Raw genomic sequence first — 25,203 nt, forward strand, 5'->3', positions numbered from 1 at the left:
AGACAGAGACGCAGAGAAGAGAACGCAAAGAAGGACTTTTGCAAGAGGTCTAATGATTATTCCAGTTGAGTACTGTAAGCACTGAAACCATAAGCTAAAGTTTTTTTCAAAGCATCTGACGATGGTTTAAGGCTCTGATTGATAGCTTTCGCAAATGGTAATGGAATTCCCTTAATAGTTTCTGGCAAAATAGCATACTCTGTTGTTGGTTCAACAATAAACTGTGAACACTTAGTTTTGAAGCCAGCAGTAATTAACATTTCCTCGATTTCAGCTGCTGAATACTGCTTAAGATAAACAGGATTTCTGCTAAATGGATTGAGCCTTCTAATGAAATTATGAATAATATGAGAAGGACAAGCCTTGTTATGAAAAGAATGATTGAAAACAAAAATCCCACCAGGCTTGAGAACGCGCGATATATCAGTTAATAGATTTCTTAACTGCGCGTCTGGTATGTGCATGAAAACGCAGTTAGAAATTACTAAATCTATAGAATCATCTTCTAAAGGCAATATTTCCGCAGAGTTACAAATTAAATTAAATTCAGCACCTGGAAAAAAATCATATTCTTGTTTAACTTTAACTAATCGGCGCAATAAAGGTTCAGAAATATCAATTCCGTAATATTTCTGGCAATTTAAGTTTTTATCTTTAGAAAGATGCAAAGGAGCGCGACCATAACCGCAACCAATTTCCAGAATAGAATCAACAGATTTATTCAAAGGAAATTTATCCCAAGTACCGCCTGGTTTACCACCTAATAGAGTGTAATCTTGTTTAATAGGCGATGTTTCGGCAATTTGATCTATTTTTTGCGAACCATAGTATGTCTTACCAATTCTGTCCCATGTTTTTTTATGTTGGGTGCTGTTTAACTGTTGATAATTACTAGGAAAATAAATGCCATCTCGCAATTCAAAGTCTTTGAGACTGGGTTTTACGTTTGCTAATTGAGTCATGATAATTATTCTCTTACAGAGTCAAGTCTGTTTTCTGTTATACTCTCAACTCAGCATTATCAGCAAGTATTATGGCTGAGTGGGAGATGCACTTCGGCTTCTGGTGTCGGAGACGCTACGCGTAGCTAGCTTCCCGTTCGCGTTAGCGTCTCCAAAGGAGAAGGGTATGCTCAGTCACCGGGGGATGCACTTGGACTTGGCTCACCAACCGGGGGGTAATATCATGTCCGTTTAAAGACTTATGATTTGGCTGACGCGGAGATAGGGAGACGCGGGGACAAGGGAGAAATTTTTATGATAAGTGATTAGCCGGACATGATATGAGGAAGTGAGGAAGAAAATTTCCCCATTACCCCTAATCCCCACTCCCCCCGGGAGCGAGGCAACGCAGGTGTTGGGTGAAAGTGGTGTAGAAGCGGTGCGTATTGAACCCCTTGCTAAATTAATGCATGTTACCAAAGGGAGCTTTTATTGGCACTTTCGCAATCGTGATGAATTATTAACAGCTATTTTGCGCGAATGGGCAACGCGCGAAACAGAGGATATTATCAAGCAGATAGAAATAATGGGAGGTGATGCGAGTACAAAATTACTCAATTTATTTGAGCTAGCTGTTCAAGATGATGGTCGCTTAGAAAATGCCATCCGTATTTGGGCTACAAAAAGTACAAATGCAGTCGCAATAATTACTGAGATTGATCAACGCCGCTTGGATTATCTTCAGCACTTGTTTGAGGAAATTGGTTTTTCTGCATGGGAAGCAAAAACACGCGCCCGTCTAGCTTATCACTCACTAGTAGGAGAATTCACTTTAGGTGTTCGGATCAGTCAACAAGAACGAATAGCGGAGTCTCGGCTTCATTATGCGCTGCTCGTGCGACAGAATTAATTTGAGCATTATGCTCTTTCAATATGACTATCTGTGTGTTAATAACAACACAAGTTCGTATACATTGGTTGATGAACGGTGACAATCGGAGGCTGGAATGATAGAAGAGTCACAGAAAAAACGGGTGGTAGTTGTCGGTGCTGGCTGGGCTGGTTTAGGAGCAACTTACCATTTAGCCAAACAAGGTTACGATGTGACACTTCTAGAAGCAGGCCCTTATCCTGGCGGACTAGTGGCTGGTTGGAAAACAGGCGCAGGGAAATCTGTAGAAGCGGGCATTCATGGGTTTTGGTATCCCTACAGAAATATATTTTCTTTGGTCAACGAGTTAGGAATTAACCCATTTACCACTTGGACTCGTTCATCGCAATATTCACCAGCTGGGTTGGAAGTTACATCACCGATTTTTCAAGACTTACCACGTCTGCCTGCCCCACTGGGAACTTTTCTTTACACTCAGTTTCAGCGGTTGCCTATAGCTGACCGTCTCAGTGCTTTGCCCTTACTTTATGCTGTTGCTGATTTCGACAATTCTGATGAGGCTTGGCGGCGTTACGATTTTGTGACTGCCCGTGAATTGTTCAAAGATTTTGGTGTGTCTGCACGACTTTATCGTGAAGCTTTTGAACCGATGTTGTTAGTGGGTTTGTTTGCCCCAGGTGAACAATGTTCAGCCGCAGCCACTTTGGGGATGCTGTACTTTTTTATTTTGGCGCATCAACCTGATTTTGATGTGGTTTGGTGCCGGGGTACTGTCGGAGAAAAGATATTTCGCCCTTGGGTGGAACGTATTGAAAAAGCAGGTGCGCGAGTATTGCCTAAGCACCGAGTTACAGATTTAATTGTTGGTAGCAATGAACATGTCAAGGGTGTGGTTTGCGGTGATGAGGTATTTGATGCCGATGCTGTGGTTTTTGCAGTTGGCATCACCGGGATGCAGAAAATTGTCTCTACTAGCGCTAGCTTGCAAAGCCATGAAGAATTTCGCAATTTGAGCAATTTAGGGGCAATTGATGTTTTAGCAACTCGGCTGTGGTTTGATAGCAAAATCGATATTCCTCGTCCTTCTAATGCTTGCTTTGGGTTTGATGCCACTACAGGATGGACGTTTTTTGATTTGAATGCCCTACATGATGAATATCACCACGAGCCAGCAACAGTGATTGAAGCGGATTTCTATCACGCTAATCAGTTTGTGAGTATGAGTGATGAGGAAATAATACCAAAAGTTCAGCATTATTTAGAAACTTGTGTACCAGGATTTCGGGAAGCAAAGGTCATTGACAGCAGTGTAATTCGCCTACCCAAAGCAGTGACTCACTTCGCCCCTGGTAGCTATCGCCACATGTTGCCAGCTAAGACGAGTTTTGAGAATGTGTTTATGAGTGGGGATTGGATTGTCAACCGCCACGGTTCTTGGTCTCAGGAGAAGGCTTACGTTACAGGTTTGGAAGCGGCGAATTTAGTAGTCTCCTATTTGGGAGAAGGTACGCCAACTGTGATTTTACCTGTTGAAGAGGATGAAATGCATATTCAAGTGGCGCGATCGCTCACTCAAACAGTACGCAACATAGGTAAATCCATCTTGCCTAATTTTTGGTTGCCATAAAACCCTTCTTTAGCTAATTCAGCTAGACCTAAAACCAGATTTATTGGATCATGAAGAATGATTAAGAAAATTGCGTATAAATAAACAAGATGACAATGCTAACTGAAAGCTTGACCGAAATTGCGGCAAGATTACAGATTGATTGGGTTTTGGTAAATACCTGCTTACAGTTTGCTAGTTGGGGATTATTCTCACTTCTGCTAGCTGAGGTCTTTAGAGATAGCTACCATGCTTTGTGTCACCAAGTTAATTGGCTTGCTAAATGGCATAACAAACATCACATAGCATACCGCCGAGATTTATCAGTAGTTTCTTTGAAAGCTTATCAAGATTCTCAACTCTACCACGACATTTTAGAATCGAGTTTATTAGTGGTGATTTTGACGGTCATCGCCTTAATTGCTCATCAATGGGGTTTATGGCTAGGAGTAGCTTATGCTTGCACCTTCTTGTATGGTGCATCCTTGCGATACATTCAAGGGACAATTGATACAGACTACAATCACCTACCTGGCCCTTTAGAAACAATACCATCCGTTTGGTTGGTGAATCGGTCTTATCATTGGCGTCATCATTTTGATGATGTCAATGCTTACTATAGTGGTGTCTTTCCTCTGGTGGATAAAATACTTGGCACAGCCCTTTCTCTCAAAGGTAAAACCATCGCTTTAACCGGGGCGTCAGGTGCTTTAGGACAAGCCTTGACTGCTGAACTGTTAAAACATAATACTAAAGTTGTCGCGTTAACTACAAATCCAGAAAAATTGTCCACACAAACTGGGATGAAAGTAGTTCCTTGGCAGTTGGGCAAAGAAGCTGAACTTAAAGATGCTTTAGAGAAAGTTGATATTTTAATTATCAATCACGGAGTTAATGTTTACGCTAACCGCACCTCACAGGCAATTAATTCTTCATATGAAGTGAATACCTTTTCCGCATTGCAGTTGATGGATGTTTTTTCAGCTACTGTGACAGGGCCGCAAGCCAAAGCAACAAAGGAAATTTGGGTTAACACTTCTGAGGCGGAAGTATCTCCAGCGCTGAGTCCACTTTATGAACTCAGCAAACGCGCGCTGGGAGATATTGTTACTCTTAAAAGATTGGATGGAGTTTGTGTAATTCGCAAGTTAATTTTAGGGCCGTTTAAGAGTCAACTCAATCCCTATGGAGTCATGTCAGCTAGACAAGTTGCTCGCTCTATTTTGTTTTTAGCCAAGCGAGATTACCGAAATATTATCGTGACGATAAATCCTCTTACTTATATACTTTTTCCTTTAAAAGAAACTAGTACTTGGCTGTATTATAAAATTTTTAGCCAGACTGAAAAGGGTTAATTATTAGTCATTTCTCATTCGTTATTTTTAAATATAAATGACCAATGACTACTAACCGAACAAGGCAAAAGTAAAAAGTTATGTGTTTTAGCTGAAAATATCTAGGCTTTAAAGACCTAGATATTTTCATTTACCTAATTTGCTGATTTTGCCGGATTAAAGCTATTTTAAGAAAAAGTTAGGCTACCTCTAGAAGTTCCTGCGGGAAAATCTTTATCCAAAGTTTCACCTGCATTAGTTCCTTTGGTTAAAGTTTCAACTTCTCCATAGACAGTGAGTTTGGGCTGAATGTAAGTCTTTTTATTAGAACTCATGATTTTCTCCTTGATTTGTTGACTTTTAATTATGGTTTTTGTTAGAGCCAATGCAATAGCTAATTTGTCATCTAGCCACCTGGATGATAATCAAAATAGCTATTTAAATTGATGTGAATACCTTGACTTAAGTCCCTGCAACACTTAAGTCATAGCAAGAATAAATCAAATAGATTCTAGTTGTAATATCCCCAAAGAAATAAGTTTTTATTTCTAATGTATTTTTTGATACTTGTTACTAATAATTTTTTGACATCGAATTAAGATCATCGTTCAACAAGTCGATAGAATTCTGATATTCCAGAAGTGACAGAAGAATAGATGAAGCGGGCGGTGCTGAGAGTTAATGGCAAACCAGTTGAACGATCGCAACGACAGATGAATTTGCTGCTAGATACCTTCATTGTGGAATATTTTGAGGCAAAGGCGGGTGAGCAGGGAGTTCAAGGATTGGCGTGGGCGAGTAGTGGTGATTGCTCATACAGAAATTGGAGATGAAATTCGAGTTATTTCAATGCGGGAGGGAACTAAACGTGAACAAATCATTTTCTTCCGAAGCCTCTCAAACTGATGGGGAACGGATTGATGCCATGCCAGATGAAGCGATTGATCTATCTGATATTCCAGAAGTGACAGAAGAACAGATGAAGCGGGCGGTACTGAGAGTTAATGGCAAACCAGTTGAACGATCGCAACGACAGATGAATTTGCTGCTAGATACCTTCATTGTGGAATATTTTGAGGCAAAGGCGGGTGAGCAGGGAGTTCAAGGATTGATTAATCAGGTTTTGGCAGAGTATATCTATAATAGCGATCGCTAACTCAAAAACTCAACATACCAATTTGTCAAAAGAATGCGACAGATAAACTGTAGGGTAGGGGTAACCCCAGCCTTGCCAACAATCCATATGTCTACGCAAATTGTAACCATCAAGTTACATATCCAACATTTATCTGTATAAGTAGGAAGTTACAATACAGAAATTATTCTCTGTAAGCGATCGCCTTTATGTTGGGTCAGTTACTAGACGGACGTTACAAAATTATCCGCGAGTTAGGTGCTGGTGGTTTCGGTCAAACCTTCGTTGCTGAAGACATTAAACTTTATAATAACGAGTGCGTCGTTAAGTTACTCAAGCCAATGGCTTGTGATCCCATGACTTTGCAAGTAGCCAGAAGGTTATTCGAGTCAGAAGCGCAGCTATTGCACAAATTGGGTACTCATGACCAAATTCCCGGATTATTGGCACACTTTGAAGAAAATCAGGAATTTTATTTAGTACAGCAATTTATTGATGGTCATCCCTTAAGCGAAGAACTCACACCAGGCAAACGGTTAAGTGAAGCTTATGCGATCGCCTTACTGCAAAATATCCTACAACCTTTATCCTTTGTCCATCAAAATCACGTCGTCCACAGGGATATCAAACCCCCGAACTTAATTCGCCGCAAAAGTGATGGCAAAATAGTTTTGATTGACTTTGGGGCAGTGAAACAGATAAGTACTCAAGTAGTCAATGCCCAAGGACAAACTAGCATGACGGTGAGTATCGGCACTCCTGGCTATATGCCCAGCGAACAGAGTCGCGGTAGTCCCAGATTAAGCAGTGATATTTATGCTGTAGGCATGATTGGCATTCAAGCTTTAACAGGATTGATGCCAGATCAGTTACAAGAAGATGTGCAAACAGCTGAAATTATCTGGCGGCACTTAGTAGGAGTTGACCCATACTTAGCAGATATTTTAGATAGAATGGTGCGCTATGACTTTCGCGATCGCTACCAATCAGCCACAGAAACCTTAGCGGCAGTGCAACAGTTAACCAATCCGCACATTCCACCGACTCAATACTCATCGCCTCCAGGCTACAGGCCGACACCACCACCAACTCATCCACAAACACCGCTATACTCCCCACCACCCCAAGTTCCACCCCAGTATCGCCAAGAAATTCCCCAAAATCTAGGTTACAGCCCATCACCGCAGCCAAGCAATTCCCAGCCACTGCCCCCACCTCCTCTACCTGACATCCCCCCAAAAGTCTCGATGCAATTCACACAAAAAGACTGGGGCTTCTATCTTCAGTGGGTGTTAGCGAATATTTTTGGTTACATCGGAGGAGTGTATTTGATATCACCCATCTCCAATATTGCAGGAGATTCTATCCCAGGATTTGCCTTTTTGGGATTAGTTGTAGGAATTTTGCAATGGATAGTACTGCGACGGCAAGTTTCTGTATCTCTGTGGTGGGTATTACCTACTACTTTAGCTGCCCACTCGACTTACTTATTCGCTACGAAATTTTCTATTTATCATATGCTTACACTCGGTGCTTTCTACGGATTAATATTTGGTATCGGGCAATGGTTGATACTGCGGCGACTAGTTAACAAAGCTGGCTGGTGGATTTTAGCGAATGCTTTGGGTGCTGGGTTGAGTTTTATGATATCGGAAATGGTAGATAATAGTCTTGGTAGGTTTGGTAATCAATTATTCATTTTATTAGGCATGGTAGGTGGTATTACATCAGGAGTAGTATTAGTTTGGTTACTGCGCCAGCAAAAAAGTACCAGAAATAGTTAGAGCAATAGGACTTGTGCATTGACAGAAAATCTCAAACGTAAGTGGATAAAAAAACATCTGTCGTAGGGGCACAGCACTAGAGGTTAGTGCCAAAAGTATTTTAGCTTATTGCAATTTTCTCGCAATCTAGCGGTAAAAATAAAAAAATAGGATAGGTGATTTACCTATCCCATTAAAAAAATTTAAATTTATGGCTTAAGCCCTATCAGCTCAAGTTCCAGAAGTCCAAGAATTGATGTACTCAATTTGCTCTGCTGTGAGAGTATCGATGTTAATTCCGATCGCTTGCAATTTCAAGCGAGCAATTTCTTGATCTACCTCAGTCGGAATGGAGTGTAAACCAGGTGCTAACTTACCTTTATTTTTCACTAGGTATTCGCAAGCCAAAGCCTGGTTAGCAAAGCTCATATCCATAACTGCGCTGGGGTGTCCTTCCGCAGCAGCAAGGTTTACTAAGCGTCCCTCACCGAGAACGATCACTGATTTGCCGTTGACTAGCTGATACTGTTCGGTAAAGGGACGGACTTGTTTGATTTCCTTGGCTTGACTTGCGAGGTATTTGAGGTCAAGTTCAATGTCAAAGTGACCGGAGTTACAAACGATCGCACCGTCTTTCATGCTATCGAAATGCTCAGCACGAATGACGTGCTTGTTACCGGTAACTGTGATGAACAAATCACCCAGAGGCGCAGCTTCCGCCATTGGTAGAACGCGGAAACCATCCATTACCGCCTCAATTGCCTTAATGGGGTCAATTTCGGTAACAATGATGTTAGCGCCAAGACCACGAGCGCGGAGTGCTGTACCTTTACCGCACCAGCCATAACCAGCTACAACAATGGTTTTACCAGCTAATAAGATGTTTGTAGCGCGGATGATACCATCTAAGGTTGATTGTCCAGTACCGTAGCGGTTGTCAAAGAAGTGCTTGGTATCGGCATCGTTGACGTTGACGGCGGGAAAGGTGAGGACGCCATCTTTGAACATGGCGCGTAATCGCACAATTCCGGTGGTGGTTTCTTCGGTGGTGCCAATTAAATCTGCGATTTGATGTTGGCGTTCTTGAATCAAGGTGGCAACTACATCGCTACCATCATCAATAATGATGTTGGGACGATGATCTAAAGCTATTTGGACGTGGCGGTTATAGGTTTCGTTATCTTCGCCTTTTTGAGCAAAGACGGGAATTTCGTGATCAAGAACGAGGCTAGCAGCTACGTCATCTTGAGTTGATAGAGGATTACTAGCAATTAAAACAGCGTCTGCACCGCCGGCTTTCAAAGCGATCGCCAAATGTGCTGTTTCTGTTGTGACGTGGGCGCAAGCCACAAGACGCAACCCAGCAAAGGGTTTTTCTTGAGCAAAGCGATCGCGGATTTGCCGCAATACCGGCATTTCGCGTCCAGCCCATTCAATGCGCTGTCTTCCCAAGGGAGCTAGGGCGAGGTCTTTAACCTCGTGCTTTAATCGGGGAGAAGTTGCGGTCATTAAAAGTTACCTCAAAAAAGTAAAAAAGTTACGTAAGTTTTACGTACTCTACTAGATTATTCCATGACTAGTAGTTTTTGGTTGGCTCACCAGGTTACTAATCGATGGTTCTCAGCACTAGCTTGACGTTTGATCCCCCTGAATGTCAACTTTATTCCTAGCTTTTTTGTTTTTAATTTATCTTTGCGAAAAGTATTACTAAATATTATTTATCTCTTGACTATTTGCATTTTTTATGTAGATTCATCTATCTCGAGTTAGAGAATAAATGCAAATTTTGAGATTTGCTCATCAAAAGGAAATACTCGGCTTTAGATAAGTACATTTACTTAAATTAACTGAAGACGATAACTTATATAAGTAGTCTATTAGGAGGTGTTTGAGTGCGCTTTCAATTTTTGGCGAGTACAAAGCGGATAATATCACCTAGAGATACTCCTACTCTTCGAGAGCAAAGACAAACATTTTTAGAATCTAACATGCCAGCGATCGCTCGGCAGTCACCCAAAACTCGATTAGATGGAGGTGTGGTAATGGCGATCGCTAGTTCCATACTGATAGTGGCTGCATCTACACCCAAAGCCACAGCTCAAATTCCCTTTTTCCCACAACTGCAAGCCCCAAGCAGTGTGAATAATGATGCAAGTAACACCAGTGTTTCTGATTGGGTTTATTTAGATGGCCGCCAGGTGTTTCAAATAGCCGGATCAAAAACCAATTTTCCCGAACGTTTAGATGATGTCCAGCAGAATTTGGATCAAATTAGCCAAAATTACTTTCGTTCGTCTGATCAGCAAGTCAAGGTAGAGGTTCGCAAAATCAACGCATTACCAGTAATTTATGTCAACAAACAATACTTAATGACCATCACTGCCGATGATGCCAATCTCCGCAAGGTAGATATCATGACATCGGCAAATCAAATCAAAGAAGCTTTGCCAAAAGACTTGCAACGAGCCAAACAAGAGCGACAAACGGAATTTTTAATTAATCAAGGTAAAATTGCAGGTGCGATCGCCTTAGCAATGATCATTTCCAGTTTGGGAATATATTATTGGCAACGCCGCTCAACAAGAAATCTAGAAAACACAATTTCCCAACCTTCACAAACAGCTGAACCAATTACTACTCAACTAAACCAGCAACAACAAAAACATATCCAAGAAGCAAAGAAACGATTGCTTCAGCTGACTCAAGCCGGAATTTGGGGTAGCGGCAGTTTTATTATTTTGGGTCTGTTTCCCTACACGCGACCGTTTCAAGTCGGAATTCTCACCGCTGCTCAATTTCCTTTGAGATTGGCTGTTGTCGTGCTAGGAACTTATGTTGCTATCCGTTTAACCTATGCATTGATTGACCGCTTTACCTCTACTTTGATTAGCAGTGGTGCTTTATTAAGTTCCGAAACTTCTGAGCGGTTACAACTACGTGTTTCTACTTTCTCTGGTGTCACAAAAAGTATCGCTACTGTTGTTTGGGTGGGAGTAGGTATCTTATTAGCACTAGTTGCGTTGGGCATAGATATCGTTCCCTTGCTGGCAGGTGCTAGTTTAGTTGGTGTTGCAGTATCTCTGGCTTCGCAAAACTTAATAAAAGATGCGATTAACGGCTTTTTGATTATCCTAGAAGACCAATATGCCCTTGGTGATGTGATTAATGTGGGTAACGTCGGCGGTCTGGTGGAAAATTTAAATCTACGGATGACTCAGCTACGGGATTCTGAAGGACGCTTAATTACAATTCCCAATAGTGAAATTAAAATAGTTGCCAATCTTTCGAGTCGTTGGTCACGAGCCGATTTAACGATTCCGGTTGACTACCAAACCGACATCAACCAGGCTTTGAAATTGATTGGAACTGTAGCGATGGAAATGGATCAAGATCCACTATGGCAACGTCAAATTTTAGAAACACCACAAGTTTTAGGAATCGATAATTTTGGCGATCGCGGTTTAATTATTCGTGTGTGGATTAAGACACAGCCACTCAAACAATGGGATGTGGCCCGCGAATACCGTCGTCGCTTAAAAATCGCCCTAGATCAAGCCGGAATTTCTATTCCTGTTCCTCAACAAGCAATTTGGGTTAACGATGCTCAGTTGCTGAACTCACATACAAACGGCAAAGCCGAATAAGGTTCTTTACCCATAACCTCTGCACAGAGATTATGGGTAAAGGCGTGAATTCTCACTTTTTTAGTACAAATGTACTATAATAGATATATAGCCTGTACAAAGTCGAGACGACAGCAAAACGGCTGTATGAAAACCTTCTGGAAGATGAATTTAAAGGTTAATCCTATGATTAAGCATTACATTCTCAACCTCAATCCAACTGCTAAGCACGAATGGGACAGATGTATATTACGTGACCCATTGACAGCAAAACGCCCAGACATATCCAAATTAATTGCTGAGGCGGTTGGTGCTGATACAGGCAGTTACTTGGTGAGTGTGAATATTGAAGTTCAGGTATTAGAACAAGCTGCCGTACCGCAAGCTGAGCAACTCTCGCTTTCATTTCCAGAAGTAAATGTCGCATCACAAATGCGGGAAGCAGCGTAAATGAAACAGAACAGGAACAACTAAGCCACTCACAACAATAACTGCTAAAACAGACGTGCGATCGCACGTCTGTTTTATTTATAAATATTTTAATTCAGCAACGCCCAAGGGCAGAATCTACAACCCAAAATTGGCTACGGTAAATACTTTTGCACCACACTCCATCCAGTCAGAGATACCCAGGTGAATGCTACAAATAGAAGAACATTTATACTGATATGTAACGGTCTAGCCCAAACTTTGTTAGGAATTTGTGTTGCACTAAAAGCTGACAGTAAAACTAACACCACTACTATTAACCCAGCTGCCAAGTGTGGCGAGTGTCCCAAAGAGCCAAAGTGCCCTACAGTGCCAACAATACCAATTGCTAGCAGCAACAGCACCAAACTTACCATGGTGATGCCCATCATATAGTGGAGCGATCGCACCCCTCTATTCCCGCTTATATAAGCAGCAATTAGCGGTATCTGCTGTCTAGTTCTCCCTTGAAACATCCAAACGCCAGTAAATGCCAACATTAAATAAGCCAATAGAGCCAACCCCATCGACCAAGCAGCTATTTTCCATAACCAGAGAAAAGACGGCAAATTCATAAATAATGATTGAGGTTACTTCTATTTTTAAAAGTCCTTGATTTTAATACAAAGCATATTAAGTCACACAGTTAGATGATTGATACTAGTGACAATAGGCCAATAGCTCATATTTTAGAAGACTGGAAAATATATGTATTGATAACGCTTCTTTACAATTGTTTTAGTTATAATACAATGTATTTAATATTACTTGCTTTATTTTGTTAGCAACCTGTAAACTAAGTAAACTAGCGTGTAACTCCATACATGACAATATTGTTTGAGAGTCATTAAATCATGTTTTTTGAGTAATAAAGGTCAATTTACAATTATATTCAACGCATAAATACAGTGGTTTAAAGTATCATAATTTTTAACTTATAAGTTAAAAATTTAGATAAAATGTCACCAGTATATTGTTCCTAAGCAATAAAAATATTAAGAGTTTTAATATGTTTGACTTAAATGCAAAACGTCGAAAAACAATAGCTTCATTGTTTAGTTTGTCTCTTGCGTTTGTTCTGGTAGTGAGTTGTACTGCTACTCCCGTGATTAACTTAGCACATATAGCAACTAAGGCTAATACGCTTGTAACCTTAATTGATCTTACCGAGAAAACATTTTACATAGCTTCTAAATTAGTAAATATTTCTTATGGAGAATTAAAACAAAATATAAATAACGAAAATTTTGTAGTTGGCAAAAAGTTTTCTAATGAACTCATCGAAAATATGGAGACTCGATATTCAGATTTATCGACAAAGCATCAGGAGTTGGATAATTCAATTGATAAAACTAATACAGCCGCAAATGACTTATTTTCAACGCTTGAAACAAGAGCTAACCAAAATTCTAGACCTGACTTACAAGAAAAGTCATTACGTGGTATTCATCTCAATAAAAAAGCTTTTACTGAAAAAATAGAAGTAGCTGAAAATGTTTCATCAAAACTTAAATTGTCAATCAAAGAGTATGACAATATTCTCAATTTTTTACAGGTAACGACAGTGCTTGACGCATCACAGAAATACATTACAACAGTTGATTCAGTGATATCACAGTATGAAACCTTGAATCAGGAGGTTCAGGCAGCCCTTAATGAAGGACGGCAAATAGTCGCAAATACTCCGGGGGTTCCTTCCCAAGAGCCTAAAGTAGGGACAGTTCCCACCCCAGAACCTAGCGAAAATACAACTGAACAGTCAGTGGTAGTTCCTACCCCAATACCCAGCGAAAATACAACCGAACAATCGGTAAATCATCCCTTGTTAGGAGTAAACGGTATTGGTCTGACACCAGAAGGGCGTCAGCAAATCAAACAAGACAAAAATCTCCAACACCTCTTGCTCAATGTAGATAATGTAGATGGAGGTGTCTTGGTAGTTGAAGTAGTCAATAATTCCTCTGCCGCTGAGGTTGGTATCCAAGCAGGTGATATTATTTTGACAATTAATGGCAAATCTGTAACTGATGTCAGTGAAATTACAGCCGAACTCAAAAAATATCAAGCGGGTGCGGAGTTACCGTTGGTAATACATCGCAATCAACAGAACCTGGAAGCCTTGGTGCGTCTCAAGGCTAACCCTAACACCTCCAATTTGCAAGGAGAGAACAACTAGGCCTGTCGGATATATCTTGAAAATGGGGAGCAGGGGGATGAGGGGCTAGGGGAGATGAGGGAGATGAGGGAAAAATAAGCAACACCAATTCCCCATTCTCCATTCCCCATTCTCAAACAAAAAAGGCTGCTGAATATAGCAACCTATAAAAATGAGCAAAATTTTTTATTTTAATCAACAGATGCTAAACCAGCGACTTGTAAAGGTTTCGTGGTATCTGAGGTTTTTGTATTAATTGGTTGTACCATTGGTTTGGTATTAAATGATGAGTCTTGATCAAACTCATAGCTGCTAGGTTCATTTAGTACAAGGCGATCGCACGGAATCGTATCGGATAGAATCGCGCTTGCTATCATACCCGTATGAATTTCCAGTTGCGCTCTTTGTGGAGCTTCAAACATTAAACGTTGTCCTGGAAAAACAACCCGTTCAAAGTACCAGTTGGGAATATTGGAGATACGCGCCACCTGTATTTTGCTCGTGGCATTGATGTAGCAGCAGAGATTCTTTGTTGATTGTTCAGGTGGTAGAGAGTCTAAAATTTGAGCCATAACTGCTGAGGAGCTTTGCGCCACAATTTTACATTACACATACAAAGGTAACATCGGCTGATCCCCAGTTGCTGTAACTCCGACTACCAACTGAATTTTTCTACGCTATTTCTATCTAAAGACATGTTCAAGTTATGAAAATTGTATAAAAAAATATGCAATTTATACAATCATGGATTATTGCAGAAATTTTATCGGTTTTTTTCCGAAATCACAAAGTTTTTATTTACACAAAGTATCTCCGAGTTAAGTACAGCAACGATCTCTCAACTTCGCCCAGCAGAGGAAGTAAAGTTTTTTGTTTGATTTTTTTGGTTACTCACAGGTGAAAATCATCGCTTAACGAACGTTCTCAATGTTATGGTAAAGATATGTGAAAATTTTCTTCATAAAACCTATTTATTTTATTTGACGCCAGAAAAATTTTAGCAATTTCCATAGTTGTCAAAAAAATTAATGCATATCAAAAAACAGCTAAAATGTCAAGGATAAGTGCGATCGCGCTCAGAAATCGCCAGCAGATACTTAAAAATAGGATTTTGATCTCGATTCATCCTAAATAACGGCAAGATGGAAGAAAAACACCCATGATGGAAAATCGAATTCTCTATGTTCGCCTTCCTTGTAACCCCATCTTCCCCATTGGGGTTGTCTACCTATGCGACCATGTTCACAAGCAGTTTCCCAACATTGAACAGCGCATTTTTGATTTAGGGACAGTACCACCTCTAGATTACGCTGCCGCCTTAGATCGCTGTATTGACGAATTCCAGCCCACGCTACTAGTGTACTCTTGGCGCGACATTCAAATTTATGCGCCTGTAGGTGGGCGTGGCGGCAACCCATTGCAGTATTCCTTCGAGTTTTTCTACTCCCCCAACCCATTACTCAAGCTGAAGGGTGCTGTTGGTTTATTAAGAATTGCATCGGGATATTATGGTGAGTTATGGCGCAATTTGGGCTTACTGAAACGGGGCATTAAACGCGCTAAACGTTATCACCCTAATGCTCGTATTCTTGTAGGTGGTGGTGCTGTCAGCGTCTTTTACGAACAAGTGGGTAAAAGCCTACCCCAGGGAACGATTGTTTCTGTGGGAGAAGGCGAAACCTTGCTGACAAAACTTTTAAGTGGACAAGAATTTCGTGACGAAAGGTGCTATGTAGTAGGAGAAGATCAACTACGCGATCGCCTGATTCACGAACAACCCACTCCCCTAGAAAAATCTGCTTGTAACTACGACTATATCGAAAGCGTTTGGCCAGAGTTTAACTATTATCTGCAAGAACAAGACTTCTATATAGGTGTACAAACTAAGCGTGGCTGTCCTCACAACTGTTGTTATTGCGTATATACTGTTGTCGAAGGCAAACAGGTACGCATCAATCCAGCAGATGAAATCGTTGCTGAGATACGCCAATTATACGATCGCGGCATTCGCAACTTCTGGTTTACCGATGCCCAATTCATCCCAGCGCGGAAATATATCGATGATGCTGTGGAACTTCTGCAAAAAATCATCGATTCTGGTATGACAGATATCCATTGGGCAGCATACATCAGAGCCGACAATTTGACACCTCAATTATGTGAGTTGATGGTGAAAACTGGCATGAATTATTTTGAAATCGGGATAACTAGTGGTTCTCAAGAACTCGTGCGGAAAATGCGGATGGGGTATAACCTGCGTACTGTCTTGCAAAACTGCCGTGATTTGAAAGCAGCTGGTTTCAACGATTTGGTTTCCGTCAATTACTCATTCAACGTCATTGACGAACGTCCCGAAACCATCCGCCAAACCATCGCTTACCACCGCGAACTTGAGCGTATTTTTGGTGCGGATAAAGTTGAACCTGCGATTTTCTTCATTGGTTTGCAACCCCATACCCATTTGGAAGAATATGCCTTCAAAGAAAACATTCTTAAACCAGGGTATGATCCAATGAACATTACACCTTGGACTGTCCAGAAAATGTTATGGAACCCCGAACCTCTTGGTTCATTCTTTGGGGAAGTCTGCTTACAAGCTTGGCGACAAAATCCCAACGATTTCGGACGCGAAGTGATGAAAATTTTGGAAGAAAAACTCGGTTGTGCCGATTTAGAAACCGCGCTGACTGCACCTATTGAGGTTAAGGAAAAACAACTCGTTACAGCTGGGTAAAGACGCGCTTTTGAAGCGTCTCTACAATAGGTTGTTTGATGAGTGAATTTTTAATCAGTAGTGCTGGGTTGTGGTGCTTGATAACCTAACTCAGCTTGCTGCATTTCTGCTACTAATTGTTGGCTACGACGTAAATAAGCAACGAACAGCAAGATTGTGAAGGCAATAATTGCAAAACCAATCCAGCCTTCGCTAAAAGTATCATATGACCCATGTAACACTGCGGCGATCGCTACTCCGATAAACATAATCGACCATTTTCGCGAGCGGTTAATTGCTGCTAGTCCGAGAAAATAACCAACGATTCCTGCTAAAATCGCATGAAACAATGGTAGGGAAACAAAGCGGATAGTGTTACTGACAATGTAAGAGCCAAAGTCAGATCTACCTCTGACTAAATTTAAAGCATACAACAAAGAGTAAGAACCACCTTCGGCGATCGCAAATCCTAACCCTGACATAGCCCCATAAAAAGCACCTGTCAACGGTTCGTTTAATTTTCGAGGTTGGAGTAAAAATAAATATACTGGTAACGCTTTACACAGTTCCTCTAAAATTCCCACGCCCAATATAAAACCAAGTAGCTGTGGAATCAAGCCCAACTGAGATTCTGTAGCGGCGTAAAGTAGTTGAATTGGTGGAAATTGGATAATTAACAGTAGGAAAGGAATACCGATAAAAGCTGTAAATAACACGCATTGCAGCGTAGTCCGCCAAGAAAACCACGCTGGCTTAATTAAGTCATAGAGTACAACACCCCAAATACTGGCGTAGTAGATACCTAACAACCAAGCGGTTTGTTCCAAATTTGCGGGATTAGCAATTAAACTCACTCCCAAGGGAAATAAACCAAAATACAACAGTAATTTTACTGTATTACTTTTGTACAATTCAGAACTAAAAACATCCTTATAAGGTAAGACTGAAGCAAATTTAAAAGTTCGTAGCGTAGCTATAAATTCCGCAGCTTGCGATCGCTTCTTGGACAGTAAAAACCTCTCATCCCAAGCGGGAAACTCTTCCCCAACCTTTCGCCCATACACCTGCACCATAGTAACTGATTCTGGTTGCCAAGTAGAGAGTTCTTGACGGATAAAAGTAACAGATGGTGCTTGATTTGGAACTTGCTCAGACTCTAACATCAAATGTAAACAACCATCCTTGAGACTGGCTGTAACAGTAGTCCCCTGGGGTTGAAAATAGAAGTTCATCTGAGTTGCAATAGCGTTAACATCACCCTGTTTTGCAAGTTCTAGCCAGTTATTGTCTGTCATAAATAAATTATACAAAAATTCTAAAAATCTCTTGCCAATACCCCAATTCCCAACCCTTTCGATATGTAGCGTAATTCGAGCCTCAAAAAGTAAACTTAAAATAGTTATAAAATTTTTATTTCCCTCACCGCCTCCGCAATTCATTTGATTAAACCATGTTAGAAGGCTCCATACTCCAACAGCTAGAAACAATTCATCGCCACAGCGCTAGGCCGATTCGATTCGGAGTGTACTACAAAAATACTCTAGTATCTTTGTGCCATGCTTTAGAAGATCATATCTTGACTGCCGACGGTACACCGCTAGTCATCACAGCCTTCCAACAAGGTAAATGGTATCTGCAAGAAGCAGAACGCTATGCAGATATCGCCAAACGCAGCCGCGAAATTGCCATCATGGCAGCACCGGATACAGGCTTTGCAGAACATCCCACTAGCCAATTACCTAATGTAGACTTAGTAGCGTTAGATGCAAATGATCCAGTTGCACAAGAGTGGCACTTGATTATTTTGTCACCTAGTTACACAGCAATGGTACTTTGTCAAGAGTTATCAGCCGCTGATTATGGTGTCGGAGGATTACCAGCCTTAGATTTAGAGCGCAAATTTTATGGATTGTGGACATTTGAACCAGAGTTAGTCCAAGAGACAGTAGAGTTAGCGATCGCCCATATTAAAAAATATAACCCGGAACTGGCGCAAAAACTCATAGCCCAAAAACAGGCGATCGCGCCCTCCCTTGCCACCGCCAAAAACTTGGGTACAGTCGTTTCTCGCGTAGTAGATTACCTCCAAACAGGACAAGATAATTTATCCATCCCCGCAACGCTTCGTCAACAAGCACTAGACGGCAACTTGGTTTCTAACGAAATCCAAGCATTCTTGCGAATGGCCCAACTGATGGACATGGCAGATGTCAATAATCCTCTAGCGGCTGCGGAAGTAGTCGGACTTGCCGAAGCGATGGGACAGCTTTTAGATCTTCCCGCGTGGCAAATTAAGAGATTGCGGTTAGCAGGTTTGTTACACCGCATAGATCCACTACAAAAAACAGAAAGCGTTCTTACTTCTGATGTATCTACACGTTACCAAGAAGATGCCCCCAGTTCTCCTTTAACTTGTCCGCTAGTACCAGGGGCACAGGTATTGCGAACAATGCCCCGACTACGGGCGGTTGCCCAAATTATCACTCACCAAACCGAGTGGTGGAATGGTACAGGAGAACCAGCAGGTTTAGTTGGTGATGAAATTCCCCTAGAATCAAGAATTTTGGCCCTATTGGCAGACTTTCAATGGCGAGTCAATCAGCGCAAATCATCAAATCAGAGTCGGGAAGAAATATTCACTCAAGCTTTAGATGAGTGCAGACAACAACAATCTACCCGCTTTGACCCTAAACTTGTAGATGCCCTTGCTTTATTAGTCATGGGTTTACAACAAGGTCTCGACCTACCCATAATGACACCAAAAGTTAGCATCGGCATTTGGTTACTTGACTCTCGATGGGACAGCCACAGCAAGAATAGTGAAGAGATTAGCAGTTACCCCACATGAACATTGACGCCATTAAATTAGGAAAACTAAAACAACTCCCTGGAGCTAATTTAGAAGATGAAGAACTCTCTGGGCTTGATTTAAACCGCATAAATTTGGCTGGCGCTACCTTAGTTGGCACAAATTTTATCGGTTCTAAACTTGAAGGAGGGCATTTAGAAGGAGCAAATTTGATGGGGGCAAACCTGCAAGAAACCGACTTGCGAGCGAACCTCATGGGAGCTAATTTGATGCAAGCAGATTTAACAGGCGCTGACTTGCGGGGTAGTAATTTGCGCGGTGCTAACTTAATGGGAGCCAGACTCAGCGATGTATCTTTAGCAGGTGCTTTTTTGAGTGGTGCCAATTTGATGAACGTCAATTTGCAGGGCGTTGACTTGCGGAGTGCTGACTTGCGAGGTGTAAACCTGACTGGTGCAAATCTCAAAGGCGCAGACTTAAGTCGTACTGATTTACAAGGGGCCTTATTAAGCGAAGCAAATCTCGAAGAGGCTGATTTACGGGGGGCAAATCTAGCTGGGGCAAATTTGACAGGAGCGAATTTACTCTGTGCAGAGTTAGAAGGTGCAAATTTAAATGGCGTTAATTTAGATAGGGCTTGTTTAGTAGGTACAGTAGTGAAGACAGTTGCCTAAAACTTGCAAAAAGTCCAGTGTCTGTTGACATTGTTAAAAATTTTGCAGGTAAAGCAGGTGAAAATTTATGAGTTTACAGGAAGTTCTCAAGTTAGCGATTATTGCTGCTACAGCCCTACATCTGGGAGTACCAGTGATTAGTCGAGATAGTAAAATAAAACTATCTACTGTCAATAACATTTGGTAAAGATAAAAATGTTTACTTATGTATGACAAATTTAGTAATTGGCAAGAGTGGCTAACTGTAACAGCTTATATAGGATTTATAGTATTCATCATCTGGCGTATATTTACCACACAAAATAAATAACTAGTTCTTAAAAAAACTACATATCAGTTTTCCAGGGTCGTTGTCTGCAAATGGTATAATAGCCCCATCTTTTTGCACCTTCGCTTTAGTACGGCAGTTATAAATTTCTATTGGTCTTTTAATTGCGTCTACACTCACAACTGCCCTATATTCCCAATAATTTTTAGCACTGCGATTAATACTAACAATACAAATCTGATGCCCACTATAATTGCGACATACAGATGCAAAAGCTGGAAATGCCACCGACAAAGAAAGTATTAATAGCAGCGCAATAGCAACACATTTGCTCATAGTTAAATTTGACAACAAAATTATTGAATTTAATAGGCTTAAACTTAAGTGAAAATTATCAAGTCATAAAACAGAATCAACTTAAGATTGGATTTCAAATGATTTAATCATCTCCTGTACTCTTTTAAAGAATTTATCATAATCATTTATATCTGCTGTGTATGTAATTATGTATACTTTGTCGTTTTTTAAAGTCCAAACTTGCAGATTTTTCACGCTAGTTTTTTGATTTGTTCCAGTAAAAACTAATTCCTTGCCTAGTCTATTTGCTAAAGTAGTTGAAGATGTATTAATAATTTTCGATTCTAGCAAGCTATTTTTAATTTCGTTAATAAATAAGTTTGTAGATTCTTCCAATGTTCCTGAATAACTTTCAATGCTGATAGTCAGGTAGTCTTGGAATTTATCTGCATCGCTTTGTTTAGGTGACAAGAATCTAACTACTTCGCCTGTAATTGGATTATCGATATCTTGTCTGTCCCAAGTATCAGGATGTTTGATTTTGATCCTATATTCAGCATCGTTATAGATTTTTTCTATCACAAGTACATCTTTTTGAGATCTAATTAGTAGAATAATTGTGGCGATCGCAGCTGCTATCCCTAGTCCAACTAAAATTTTCCCAAATAGTGCAAAGCTACGTAATGAATTAGCTTTAGTGGTTTTTTCCTGACTATTTTCTCTAATTACTGGGGACTTAGAAGTTGAAAGCGATCGCTCTTCTAAAGCTTGCAACACCTCAAATGCTGACTGATATCGCTGACGGCAATCATAACGTACCATTATATCCAAAATGTCTGCTAATTTAGAGCCATCTTGTGCCTGCTGCCGCCAAAGAATTTCTTTTGTCTGAGGATCTATTGGTAGTTTTCTGTCGTTGAGAGGGTGGGGATATATCCCTGTCCATGCTTGAATACCCATGATTCCTACTGCATAGACATCGCTATTGAATTGTGGGTTTCCAGCAGCTTGTTCATTCGGCATATAACCGGGAGTACCAATAGCAACTGTTAAAATTGTTTGTCCATGCTGGTTGACTCCATTAACTTCTTTAACTGCTCCAAAATCAATCAGCACGATTTTTTGATCTGATTTCCGTCGTAGGATATTCGTTGGTTTGATATCTCGATGGATGACGTTATTTTGATGCACAAAGACTAAAACTTCCAAAATTTCTTTTAAAATTTTCATCACTTCAGCTTCATTCAAAGACTTACCAAAAGGAGGTAGCTCTTGACTTAGTTCATGTCCTTCAATATATTCTTGAACTAAATAAAAATCTTGATATTCTTCAAAGTAAGCTAATAGTTGCGGTATTTGATCATGCCTTCCTAATACTTGCAACTTTTTGCCTTCATTCTCAAATAAACGTCGTGCCTGCTGCAAAGTGTATTCATCGGTAGCCTTTGGTTTAAGCAGTTTAATGACACACTTGTTATTGTACAATTGCGTATCTTCAGCTAAGAAAGTAACACCAAATCCTCCTTCTGCCAATTGCTTGATAATTTTATAACGCCCATTACCTAGTTTTTGACCCAGCATTCTATTTACCATACTTTTGAGAAAGAATAGCTAATGAGATATTTTAAATCTATATTGGATGAATTATTCAATTTATAAACTTTACAAATTCAATGATTGCAAAGTATTGTAACAAAAATTATTTAAGTCTATGTATTCTTGTCAAGAAATAAGAATAACATGTCTAAATACTTCTACTTAATATCAATAATATGGTAGATTAAAATTTTCTAATATGCCTATTCTAAAACTAAAAATATTAATGTACTTATTTATGATTAGGAAATTTTACAGTATTAGTGTAAGTAACTGCATAAATGTAAGGGCATTGGTTTAAAATAACTTGCTGGCAGCACTTCTGAGGCATGAATTGACTTGTAATTGTATAAATATCTTCATTAAAATACTTTGAGATTTTTTGCATAATTCTATGAAACATAGGTTATTTGTTCAAGTATTAGCAGGGGTTACAAGAGCCTTTGCGATCGCAACGCTAATTTTATCTAGTACTGTTGCCACCAATCAGCCAACCGATGCTAATGGCATAACCTTCTTTTGCGGTAAGGATAAGGGTATACCAGCTACAAAAGCTCGCATCCAACGGGGAGACAGAACGATTGTTCGTTGGGTTTCCGATGATTACTTCCCACGCGATTTGACGCCGCAAAAGCGTTGTACTCAGGTATCTCGGAGATTTCAGAAAAACTTGGACAACCAGAATCTCAAAACTATCATAACTGGCACGCTAAACAAACAACCTGTAGTTTGTGCTGCTGTTAGCACAAATGACACTTGTACAAATAGCACTTTGTTATTCACCCTCAAACGTGGTGCTAATCCAAGACTTGCTATGCAAAGAATATTAGATCGGCGTGGGTTAGAACGTGGAGAAATACTAAATCAAAGTAGCGATAATACCCAGATTTATATTGATTTCAATACATATATAAATAGTCTCTCTGTTGAACCGTAAGTTTAGTTTCTAGTAATTAAAACTCTATGCTGACGACTAGAGTTGCAGTTTAATGAACAAAGCCCGTCTACGTTGATTTTTTTGAAATCTGTGGAGGCGGATCTTATCTTTTTCAAAAATTAAATTGCTAGTTATCCGGGAAGTAGAACAAGGGAGATGAGGGAGATAACTGATAACTGACTAATTCCCCATTCCCAATGAAAAATCAAATTTGAGAAATTAGTTTAAGAAAATGAAGCATTATTATACACTTACATCCATACTAATTGGTGTATCAATTGTGTTAGTAAATTCACAAGTTGCACTGAGTTTATCCATGCAAGAGATAGAACAGATTGCCAGAGAAATTACAGTGCAGATTGTTGATAATCAAAATTCTAGCATCTCAGGCTCCGGAGTAATTATCAAACATTCTGGGAAAATTTATACCGTTCTGACTACCTATCATGTAGTGAAAGATGGTAAAAAACAAATATTTACTTCAGACAAACAAAGTAATCAAATTAAGTCTATGAAACCTTTAAAAGGTTCAAACGGTTCAGACTTGGCTATTGTTGAATTTAGCAGCAACAATAACTATAAAATAGCTAGGATAGGCAATTCCGACCAAGCCACAGCCAGCACAACAGTTTATGTAGCAGGATTTCCAGCCCAGAGAGGATCTATTACCAATCCTGATCTATTTTTGAATAGAGGACAAGTAAATGCTAATGGCGCTGCTCAACGTGAAGGCTATAACCTGATTTACGATAACGATACCTTAGAAGGCATGAGTGGTGGTGCTGTGCTGAACGAACAAGGGGAACTTGTGGGAGTTCACGGCAGATCTGACAAGCAAGAATTAGGTGACAAGAGCCAAACTAAAATTATTACAGGCATCGGTATTACTATCTATTCTGCTTTACAGCAGATGTTAGCGGTAGGAATAGATCTGGGGGTGCGTCCGTCTAGTACCAATGTTGCGGCTGCACCAAAAGCCGATGACTTCTTTATCAAAGCAAAACAGAACTATGATAATCAAGACTATAAAGGTGCTGTTGCTAATTATACAGAAGCCATTCGTCTCAATCCTAATTATGCCGAAGCTTACAATGATCGCGGTGCTGTCCGCTTTCTATTGGGAGACAAGCAAGGAGCGGCAGCTGATTTTACCTCAGCGATCAAAATTAGTCCCAACTATGCCCAAGCTTACAACAACCGGGGTACTATCCGTGCTGACTACTTAAGAGACAAACAAGGGGCAGTAGCTGATTTTAACCAAGCTCTCAACATTAACCCCGACTATGCCGAAGCCTACAATAGGAGGGGTCTTACCCGTGCTACCTTGGGAGACAAACAAGGAGCAATAACTGATTACAACCAAGCCCTCAAGATTAATCCCAACGATGCCCAAGTCTACAATAACCGGGGTGTTGCCCGCAACGATTTGGGAGACAAACAAGGAGCAATAACTGATTACAACCAGGCTCTCAAGATTAATCCCAACGAACCCAACGTCCACTACAATCGGGGTTTTGCTCTTTTGCAATTAGGAAACACCGAAGGAGCAATAGCTGATTTCAACCAAGCTATCAAAATTAATCCCAACGATGCGGAAGCCTATAATGGGCGGGGTAGGTGTCGCTTTAAATTGGGAGATATACAAGGAGCAATAGGTGATCTGACTCTAGCTATCAAAATTAATCCCAATTATGCCGATGCATACTACAACCGAGGCTTTGCACGCCCTGATGTGGTTGATTTGCAGAAAGCAGCTGATCTTTATTTAGAACAAGGAAAAATAGCTGAGTATCAGACAGCGTTGAAGCGGATTAGAAGAGTTCAGCAGTAATAGCATAGCCGCATGAAAATAATGCATCTTGATATTATCTCTAAGCTCGACTTGATCCATTTGCAGTGACGAAACCCTGTTTTTGTTGAGAGAATTCGTCAGCGTACTTGCTGACATTAAGTAACGAGACAGAGCTAATCTAAGTTTAAAATATTACATTT

Annotated in this window: 22 protein-coding genes; 14 read left to right on the forward strand and 8 right to left on the reverse strand. The window is 40.4% G+C overall.

The genetic code is table 11. From position 1 onward, the window contains the following. Positions 1 to 56: 56 nt before the first annotated feature. Positions 57 to 962, reverse strand: a complete 906-nt coding sequence (locus tag AC5JMF_RS30175; protein ID WP_495799388.1) for a class I SAM-dependent methyltransferase — start codon at positions 960 to 962, stop codon at positions 57 to 59. A gap of 391 nt (positions 963 to 1,353) precedes the next feature. Between AC5JMF_RS30175 and AC5JMF_RS30180 the strand changes: the two genes are divergently transcribed. The 3 genes from AC5JMF_RS30180 to AC5JMF_RS30190 all read left to right on the forward strand — a co-directional run bounded on the left by AC5JMF_RS30180 (position 1,354) and on the right by AC5JMF_RS30190 (position 4,794). Beyond that, positions 1,354 to 1,851: a TetR/AcrR family transcriptional regulator gene (locus AC5JMF_RS30180; protein ID WP_495799389.1), complete on the forward strand. Its 498-nt coding sequence runs from the start codon at positions 1,354 to 1,356 to the stop codon at positions 1,849 to 1,851. A gap of 97 nt (positions 1,852 to 1,948) precedes the next feature. Continuing rightward, positions 1,949 to 3,460 (forward strand): hydroxysqualene dehydroxylase, encoded by a 1,512-nt coding sequence (locus tag AC5JMF_RS30185; protein WP_495799390.1) that lies wholly within the window; start codon positions 1,949 to 1,951, stop codon positions 3,458 to 3,460. Between the two features lie 95 nt (positions 3,461 to 3,555). Continuing rightward, entirely contained in the window at positions 3,556 to 4,794 is a 1,239-nt protein-coding gene (locus AC5JMF_RS30190) for a bifunctional sterol desaturase/short chain dehydrogenase (RefSeq protein ID WP_495799445.1), read from the forward strand. 167 nt (positions 4,795 to 4,961) lie between these two features. On the opposite strand, the gene AC5JMF_RS30195 is transcribed toward AC5JMF_RS30190, so the two are convergent. After that, positions 4,962 to 5,108 carry a hypothetical protein gene (locus AC5JMF_RS30195; protein ID WP_495799391.1) on the reverse strand — a complete coding sequence of 49 codons (147 nt, stop codon included), beginning with the start codon at positions 5,106 to 5,108 and terminating at the stop codon, positions 4,962 to 4,964. Between the two features lie 321 nt (positions 5,109 to 5,429). Here AC5JMF_RS30195 and AC5JMF_RS30200 point away from each other — a divergent pair, with 321 nt between their 5' ends. From AC5JMF_RS30200 to AC5JMF_RS30210, 3 genes are all read left to right on the forward strand, one after another. Beyond that, positions 5,430 to 5,606, forward strand: coding sequence for a hypothetical protein (locus AC5JMF_RS30200; RefSeq protein WP_495799392.1), 177 nt, complete (start codon positions 5,430 to 5,432; stop codon positions 5,604 to 5,606). 35 nt (positions 5,607 to 5,641) lie between these two features. After that, the gene (locus AC5JMF_RS30205) at positions 5,642 to 5,929 is read left to right on the forward strand and encodes a BrnA antitoxin family protein (RefSeq protein WP_495799393.1); all 288 of its coding nucleotides are present in this window, start codon (positions 5,642 to 5,644) and stop codon (positions 5,927 to 5,929) included. A 188-nt stretch (positions 5,930 to 6,117) separates the two neighbouring features. Further along, on the forward strand, positions 6,118 to 7,692 hold the full coding sequence (locus AC5JMF_RS30210; RefSeq protein ID WP_495799394.1) for a protein kinase domain-containing protein: 1,575 nt from the start codon (positions 6,118 to 6,120) through the stop codon (positions 7,690 to 7,692). A gap of 210 nt (positions 7,693 to 7,902) precedes the next feature. On the opposite strand, the gene ahcY is transcribed toward AC5JMF_RS30210, so the two are convergent. Continuing rightward, positions 7,903 to 9,180 (reverse strand): adenosylhomocysteinase, encoded by a 1,278-nt coding sequence (ahcY, locus tag AC5JMF_RS30215; RefSeq protein ID WP_495799395.1) that lies wholly within the window; start codon positions 9,178 to 9,180, stop codon positions 7,903 to 7,905. A gap of 533 nt (positions 9,181 to 9,713) precedes the next feature. Between ahcY and AC5JMF_RS30220 the strand changes: the two genes are divergently transcribed. Beyond that, complete coding sequence (locus AC5JMF_RS30220; RefSeq protein ID WP_495799446.1) at positions 9,714 to 11,315, forward strand: mechanosensitive ion channel family protein; 1,602 nt, start codon at positions 9,714 to 9,716, stop codon at positions 11,313 to 11,315. A gap of 165 nt (positions 11,316 to 11,480) precedes the next feature. After that, a complete protein-coding gene (locus AC5JMF_RS30225; protein WP_495799396.1) occupies positions 11,481 to 11,744 on the forward strand; it encodes a hypothetical protein in 264 nt (87 codons plus the stop codon). Positions 11,745 to 11,878: 134 nt separating this feature from the next. Here the strand turns inward: AC5JMF_RS30225 and AC5JMF_RS30230 are convergent, their stop codons facing one another. Then, a complete protein-coding gene (locus AC5JMF_RS30230; protein WP_495799397.1) occupies positions 11,879 to 12,337 on the reverse strand; it encodes a DUF4079 domain-containing protein in 459 nt (152 codons plus the stop codon). A 434-nt stretch (positions 12,338 to 12,771) separates the two neighbouring features. Between AC5JMF_RS30230 and AC5JMF_RS30235 the strand changes: the two genes are divergently transcribed. Then, positions 12,772 to 13,938 (forward strand): PDZ domain-containing protein, encoded by a 1,167-nt coding sequence (locus AC5JMF_RS30235; RefSeq protein WP_495799398.1) that lies wholly within the window; start codon positions 12,772 to 12,774, stop codon positions 13,936 to 13,938. Positions 13,939 to 14,108: 170 nt separating this feature from the next. Here AC5JMF_RS30235 and AC5JMF_RS30240 read toward each other — a convergent pair whose 3' ends face one another. Then, positions 14,109 to 14,489, reverse strand: coding sequence for a DUF1830 domain-containing protein (locus AC5JMF_RS30240; RefSeq protein ID WP_495799399.1), 381 nt, complete (start codon positions 14,487 to 14,489; stop codon positions 14,109 to 14,111). A gap of 590 nt (positions 14,490 to 15,079) precedes the next feature. On the opposite strand from AC5JMF_RS30240, the gene AC5JMF_RS30245 reads away from it, so the two are divergent. Beyond that, positions 15,080 to 16,651 carry a photosystem II high light acclimation radical SAM protein gene (locus AC5JMF_RS30245; protein WP_495799447.1) on the forward strand — a complete coding sequence of 524 codons (1,572 nt, stop codon included), beginning with the start codon at positions 15,080 to 15,082 and terminating at the stop codon, positions 16,649 to 16,651. Positions 16,652 to 16,701: 50 nt separating this feature from the next. On the opposite strand, the gene AC5JMF_RS30250 is transcribed toward AC5JMF_RS30245, so the two are convergent. Further along, the gene (locus AC5JMF_RS30250; protein WP_495799400.1) at positions 16,702 to 17,925 is read right to left on the reverse strand and encodes a PrsW family intramembrane metalloprotease; all 1,224 of its coding nucleotides are present in this window, start codon (positions 17,923 to 17,925) and stop codon (positions 16,702 to 16,704) included. A gap of 155 nt (positions 17,926 to 18,080) precedes the next feature. Here AC5JMF_RS30250 and AC5JMF_RS30255 point away from each other — a divergent pair, with 155 nt between their 5' ends. Together AC5JMF_RS30255 and AC5JMF_RS30260 are read left to right on the forward strand one after the other, a co-directional pair. Next, positions 18,081 to 19,478: a DICT sensory domain-containing protein gene (locus tag AC5JMF_RS30255; RefSeq protein ID WP_495799401.1), complete on the forward strand. Its 1,398-nt coding sequence runs from the start codon at positions 18,081 to 18,083 to the stop codon at positions 19,476 to 19,478. Continuing rightward, positions 19,475 to 20,113: a pentapeptide repeat-containing protein gene (locus tag AC5JMF_RS30260; RefSeq protein WP_495799402.1), complete on the forward strand. Its 639-nt coding sequence runs from the start codon at positions 19,475 to 19,477 to the stop codon at positions 20,111 to 20,113. Before AC5JMF_RS30255 ends, AC5JMF_RS30260 begins: the two co-directional genes overlap by 4 nt. A 310-nt stretch (positions 20,114 to 20,423) precedes the next feature. Here AC5JMF_RS30260 and AC5JMF_RS30265 read toward each other — a convergent pair whose 3' ends face one another. Then, positions 20,424 to 20,717 carry a hypothetical protein gene (locus AC5JMF_RS30265; RefSeq protein WP_495799403.1) on the reverse strand — a complete coding sequence of 98 codons (294 nt, stop codon included), beginning with the start codon at positions 20,715 to 20,717 and terminating at the stop codon, positions 20,424 to 20,426. Positions 20,718 to 20,798: 81 nt separating this feature from the next. Continuing rightward, on the reverse strand, positions 20,799 to 22,259 hold the full coding sequence (locus AC5JMF_RS30270; RefSeq protein ID WP_495799404.1) for a protein kinase domain-containing protein: 1,461 nt from the start codon (positions 22,257 to 22,259) through the stop codon (positions 20,799 to 20,801). A gap of 409 nt (positions 22,260 to 22,668) precedes the next feature. On the opposite strand from AC5JMF_RS30270, the gene AC5JMF_RS30275 reads away from it, so the two are divergent. Together AC5JMF_RS30275 and AC5JMF_RS30280 are read left to right on the forward strand one after the other, a co-directional pair. Continuing rightward, entirely contained in the window at positions 22,669 to 23,211 is a 543-nt protein-coding gene (locus AC5JMF_RS30275; RefSeq protein WP_495799405.1) for a COP23 domain-containing protein, read from the forward strand. Between the two features lie 232 nt (positions 23,212 to 23,443). Further along, complete coding sequence (locus AC5JMF_RS30280; RefSeq protein WP_495799406.1) at positions 23,444 to 25,042, forward strand: tetratricopeptide repeat protein; 1,599 nt, start codon at positions 23,444 to 23,446, stop codon at positions 25,040 to 25,042. Positions 25,043 to 25,203 lie beyond the last annotated feature (161 nt).

Source organism: Desmonostoc vinosum, assembly GCF_059505385.1.

What these genes read in the sequence shown, in the direction of transcription:
- AC5JMF_RS30175 (WP_495799388.1), bottom strand. Translation starts at nt 962, where the DNA reads ATGACTCAATTAGCAAACGTAAAACCCAGTCTCAAAGACTTTGAATTG.
- AC5JMF_RS30185 (WP_495799390.1), top strand. Translation starts at nt 1,949, where the DNA reads ATGATAGAAGAGTCACAGAAAAAACGGGTGGTAGTTGTCGGTGCTGGC.
- AC5JMF_RS30190 (WP_495799445.1), top strand. Translation starts at nt 3,556, where the DNA reads ATGCTAACTGAAAGCTTGACCGAAATTGCGGCAAGATTACAGATTGAT.
- AC5JMF_RS30195 (WP_495799391.1), bottom strand. Translation starts at nt 5,108, where the DNA reads ATGAGTTCTAATAAAAAGACTTACATTCAGCCCAAACTCACTGTCTAT.
- AC5JMF_RS30200 (WP_495799392.1), top strand. Translation starts at nt 5,430, where the DNA reads ATGAAGCGGGCGGTGCTGAGAGTTAATGGCAAACCAGTTGAACGATCG.
- AC5JMF_RS30210 (WP_495799394.1), top strand. Translation starts at nt 6,118, where the DNA reads ATGTTGGGTCAGTTACTAGACGGACGTTACAAAATTATCCGCGAGTTA.
- ahcY (WP_495799395.1), bottom strand. Translation starts at nt 9,180, where the DNA reads ATGACCGCAACTTCTCCCCGATTAAAGCACGAGGTTAAAGACCTCGCC.
- AC5JMF_RS30220 (WP_495799446.1), top strand. Translation starts at nt 9,714, where the DNA reads ATGGCGATCGCTAGTTCCATACTGATAGTGGCTGCATCTACACCCAAA.
- AC5JMF_RS30225 (WP_495799396.1), top strand. Translation starts at nt 11,481, where the DNA reads ATGATTAAGCATTACATTCTCAACCTCAATCCAACTGCTAAGCACGAA.
- AC5JMF_RS30230 (WP_495799397.1), bottom strand. Translation starts at nt 12,337, where the DNA reads ATGAATTTGCCGTCTTTTCTCTGGTTATGGAAAATAGCTGCTTGGTCG.
- AC5JMF_RS30235 (WP_495799398.1), top strand. Translation starts at nt 12,772, where the DNA reads ATGTTTGACTTAAATGCAAAACGTCGAAAAACAATAGCTTCATTGTTT.
- AC5JMF_RS30240 (WP_495799399.1), bottom strand. Translation starts at nt 14,489, where the DNA reads ATGGCTCAAATTTTAGACTCTCTACCACCTGAACAATCAACAAAGAAT.
- AC5JMF_RS30245 (WP_495799447.1), top strand. Translation starts at nt 15,080, where the DNA reads ATGGAAAATCGAATTCTCTATGTTCGCCTTCCTTGTAACCCCATCTTC.
- AC5JMF_RS30250 (WP_495799400.1), bottom strand. Translation starts at nt 17,925, where the DNA reads ATGACAGACAATAACTGGCTAGAACTTGCAAAACAGGGTGATGTTAAC.
- AC5JMF_RS30255 (WP_495799401.1), top strand. Translation starts at nt 18,081, where the DNA reads ATGTTAGAAGGCTCCATACTCCAACAGCTAGAAACAATTCATCGCCAC.
- AC5JMF_RS30260 (WP_495799402.1), top strand. Translation starts at nt 19,475, where the DNA reads ATGAACATTGACGCCATTAAATTAGGAAAACTAAAACAACTCCCTGGA.
- AC5JMF_RS30265 (WP_495799403.1), bottom strand. Translation starts at nt 20,717, where the DNA reads ATGAGCAAATGTGTTGCTATTGCGCTGCTATTAATACTTTCTTTGTCG.
- AC5JMF_RS30270 (WP_495799404.1), bottom strand. Translation starts at nt 22,259, where the DNA reads ATGCTGGGTCAAAAACTAGGTAATGGGCGTTATAAAATTATCAAGCAA.
- AC5JMF_RS30275 (WP_495799405.1), top strand. Translation starts at nt 22,669, where the DNA reads ATGAAACATAGGTTATTTGTTCAAGTATTAGCAGGGGTTACAAGAGCC.
- AC5JMF_RS30280 (WP_495799406.1), top strand. Translation starts at nt 23,444, where the DNA reads ATGAAGCATTATTATACACTTACATCCATACTAATTGGTGTATCAATT.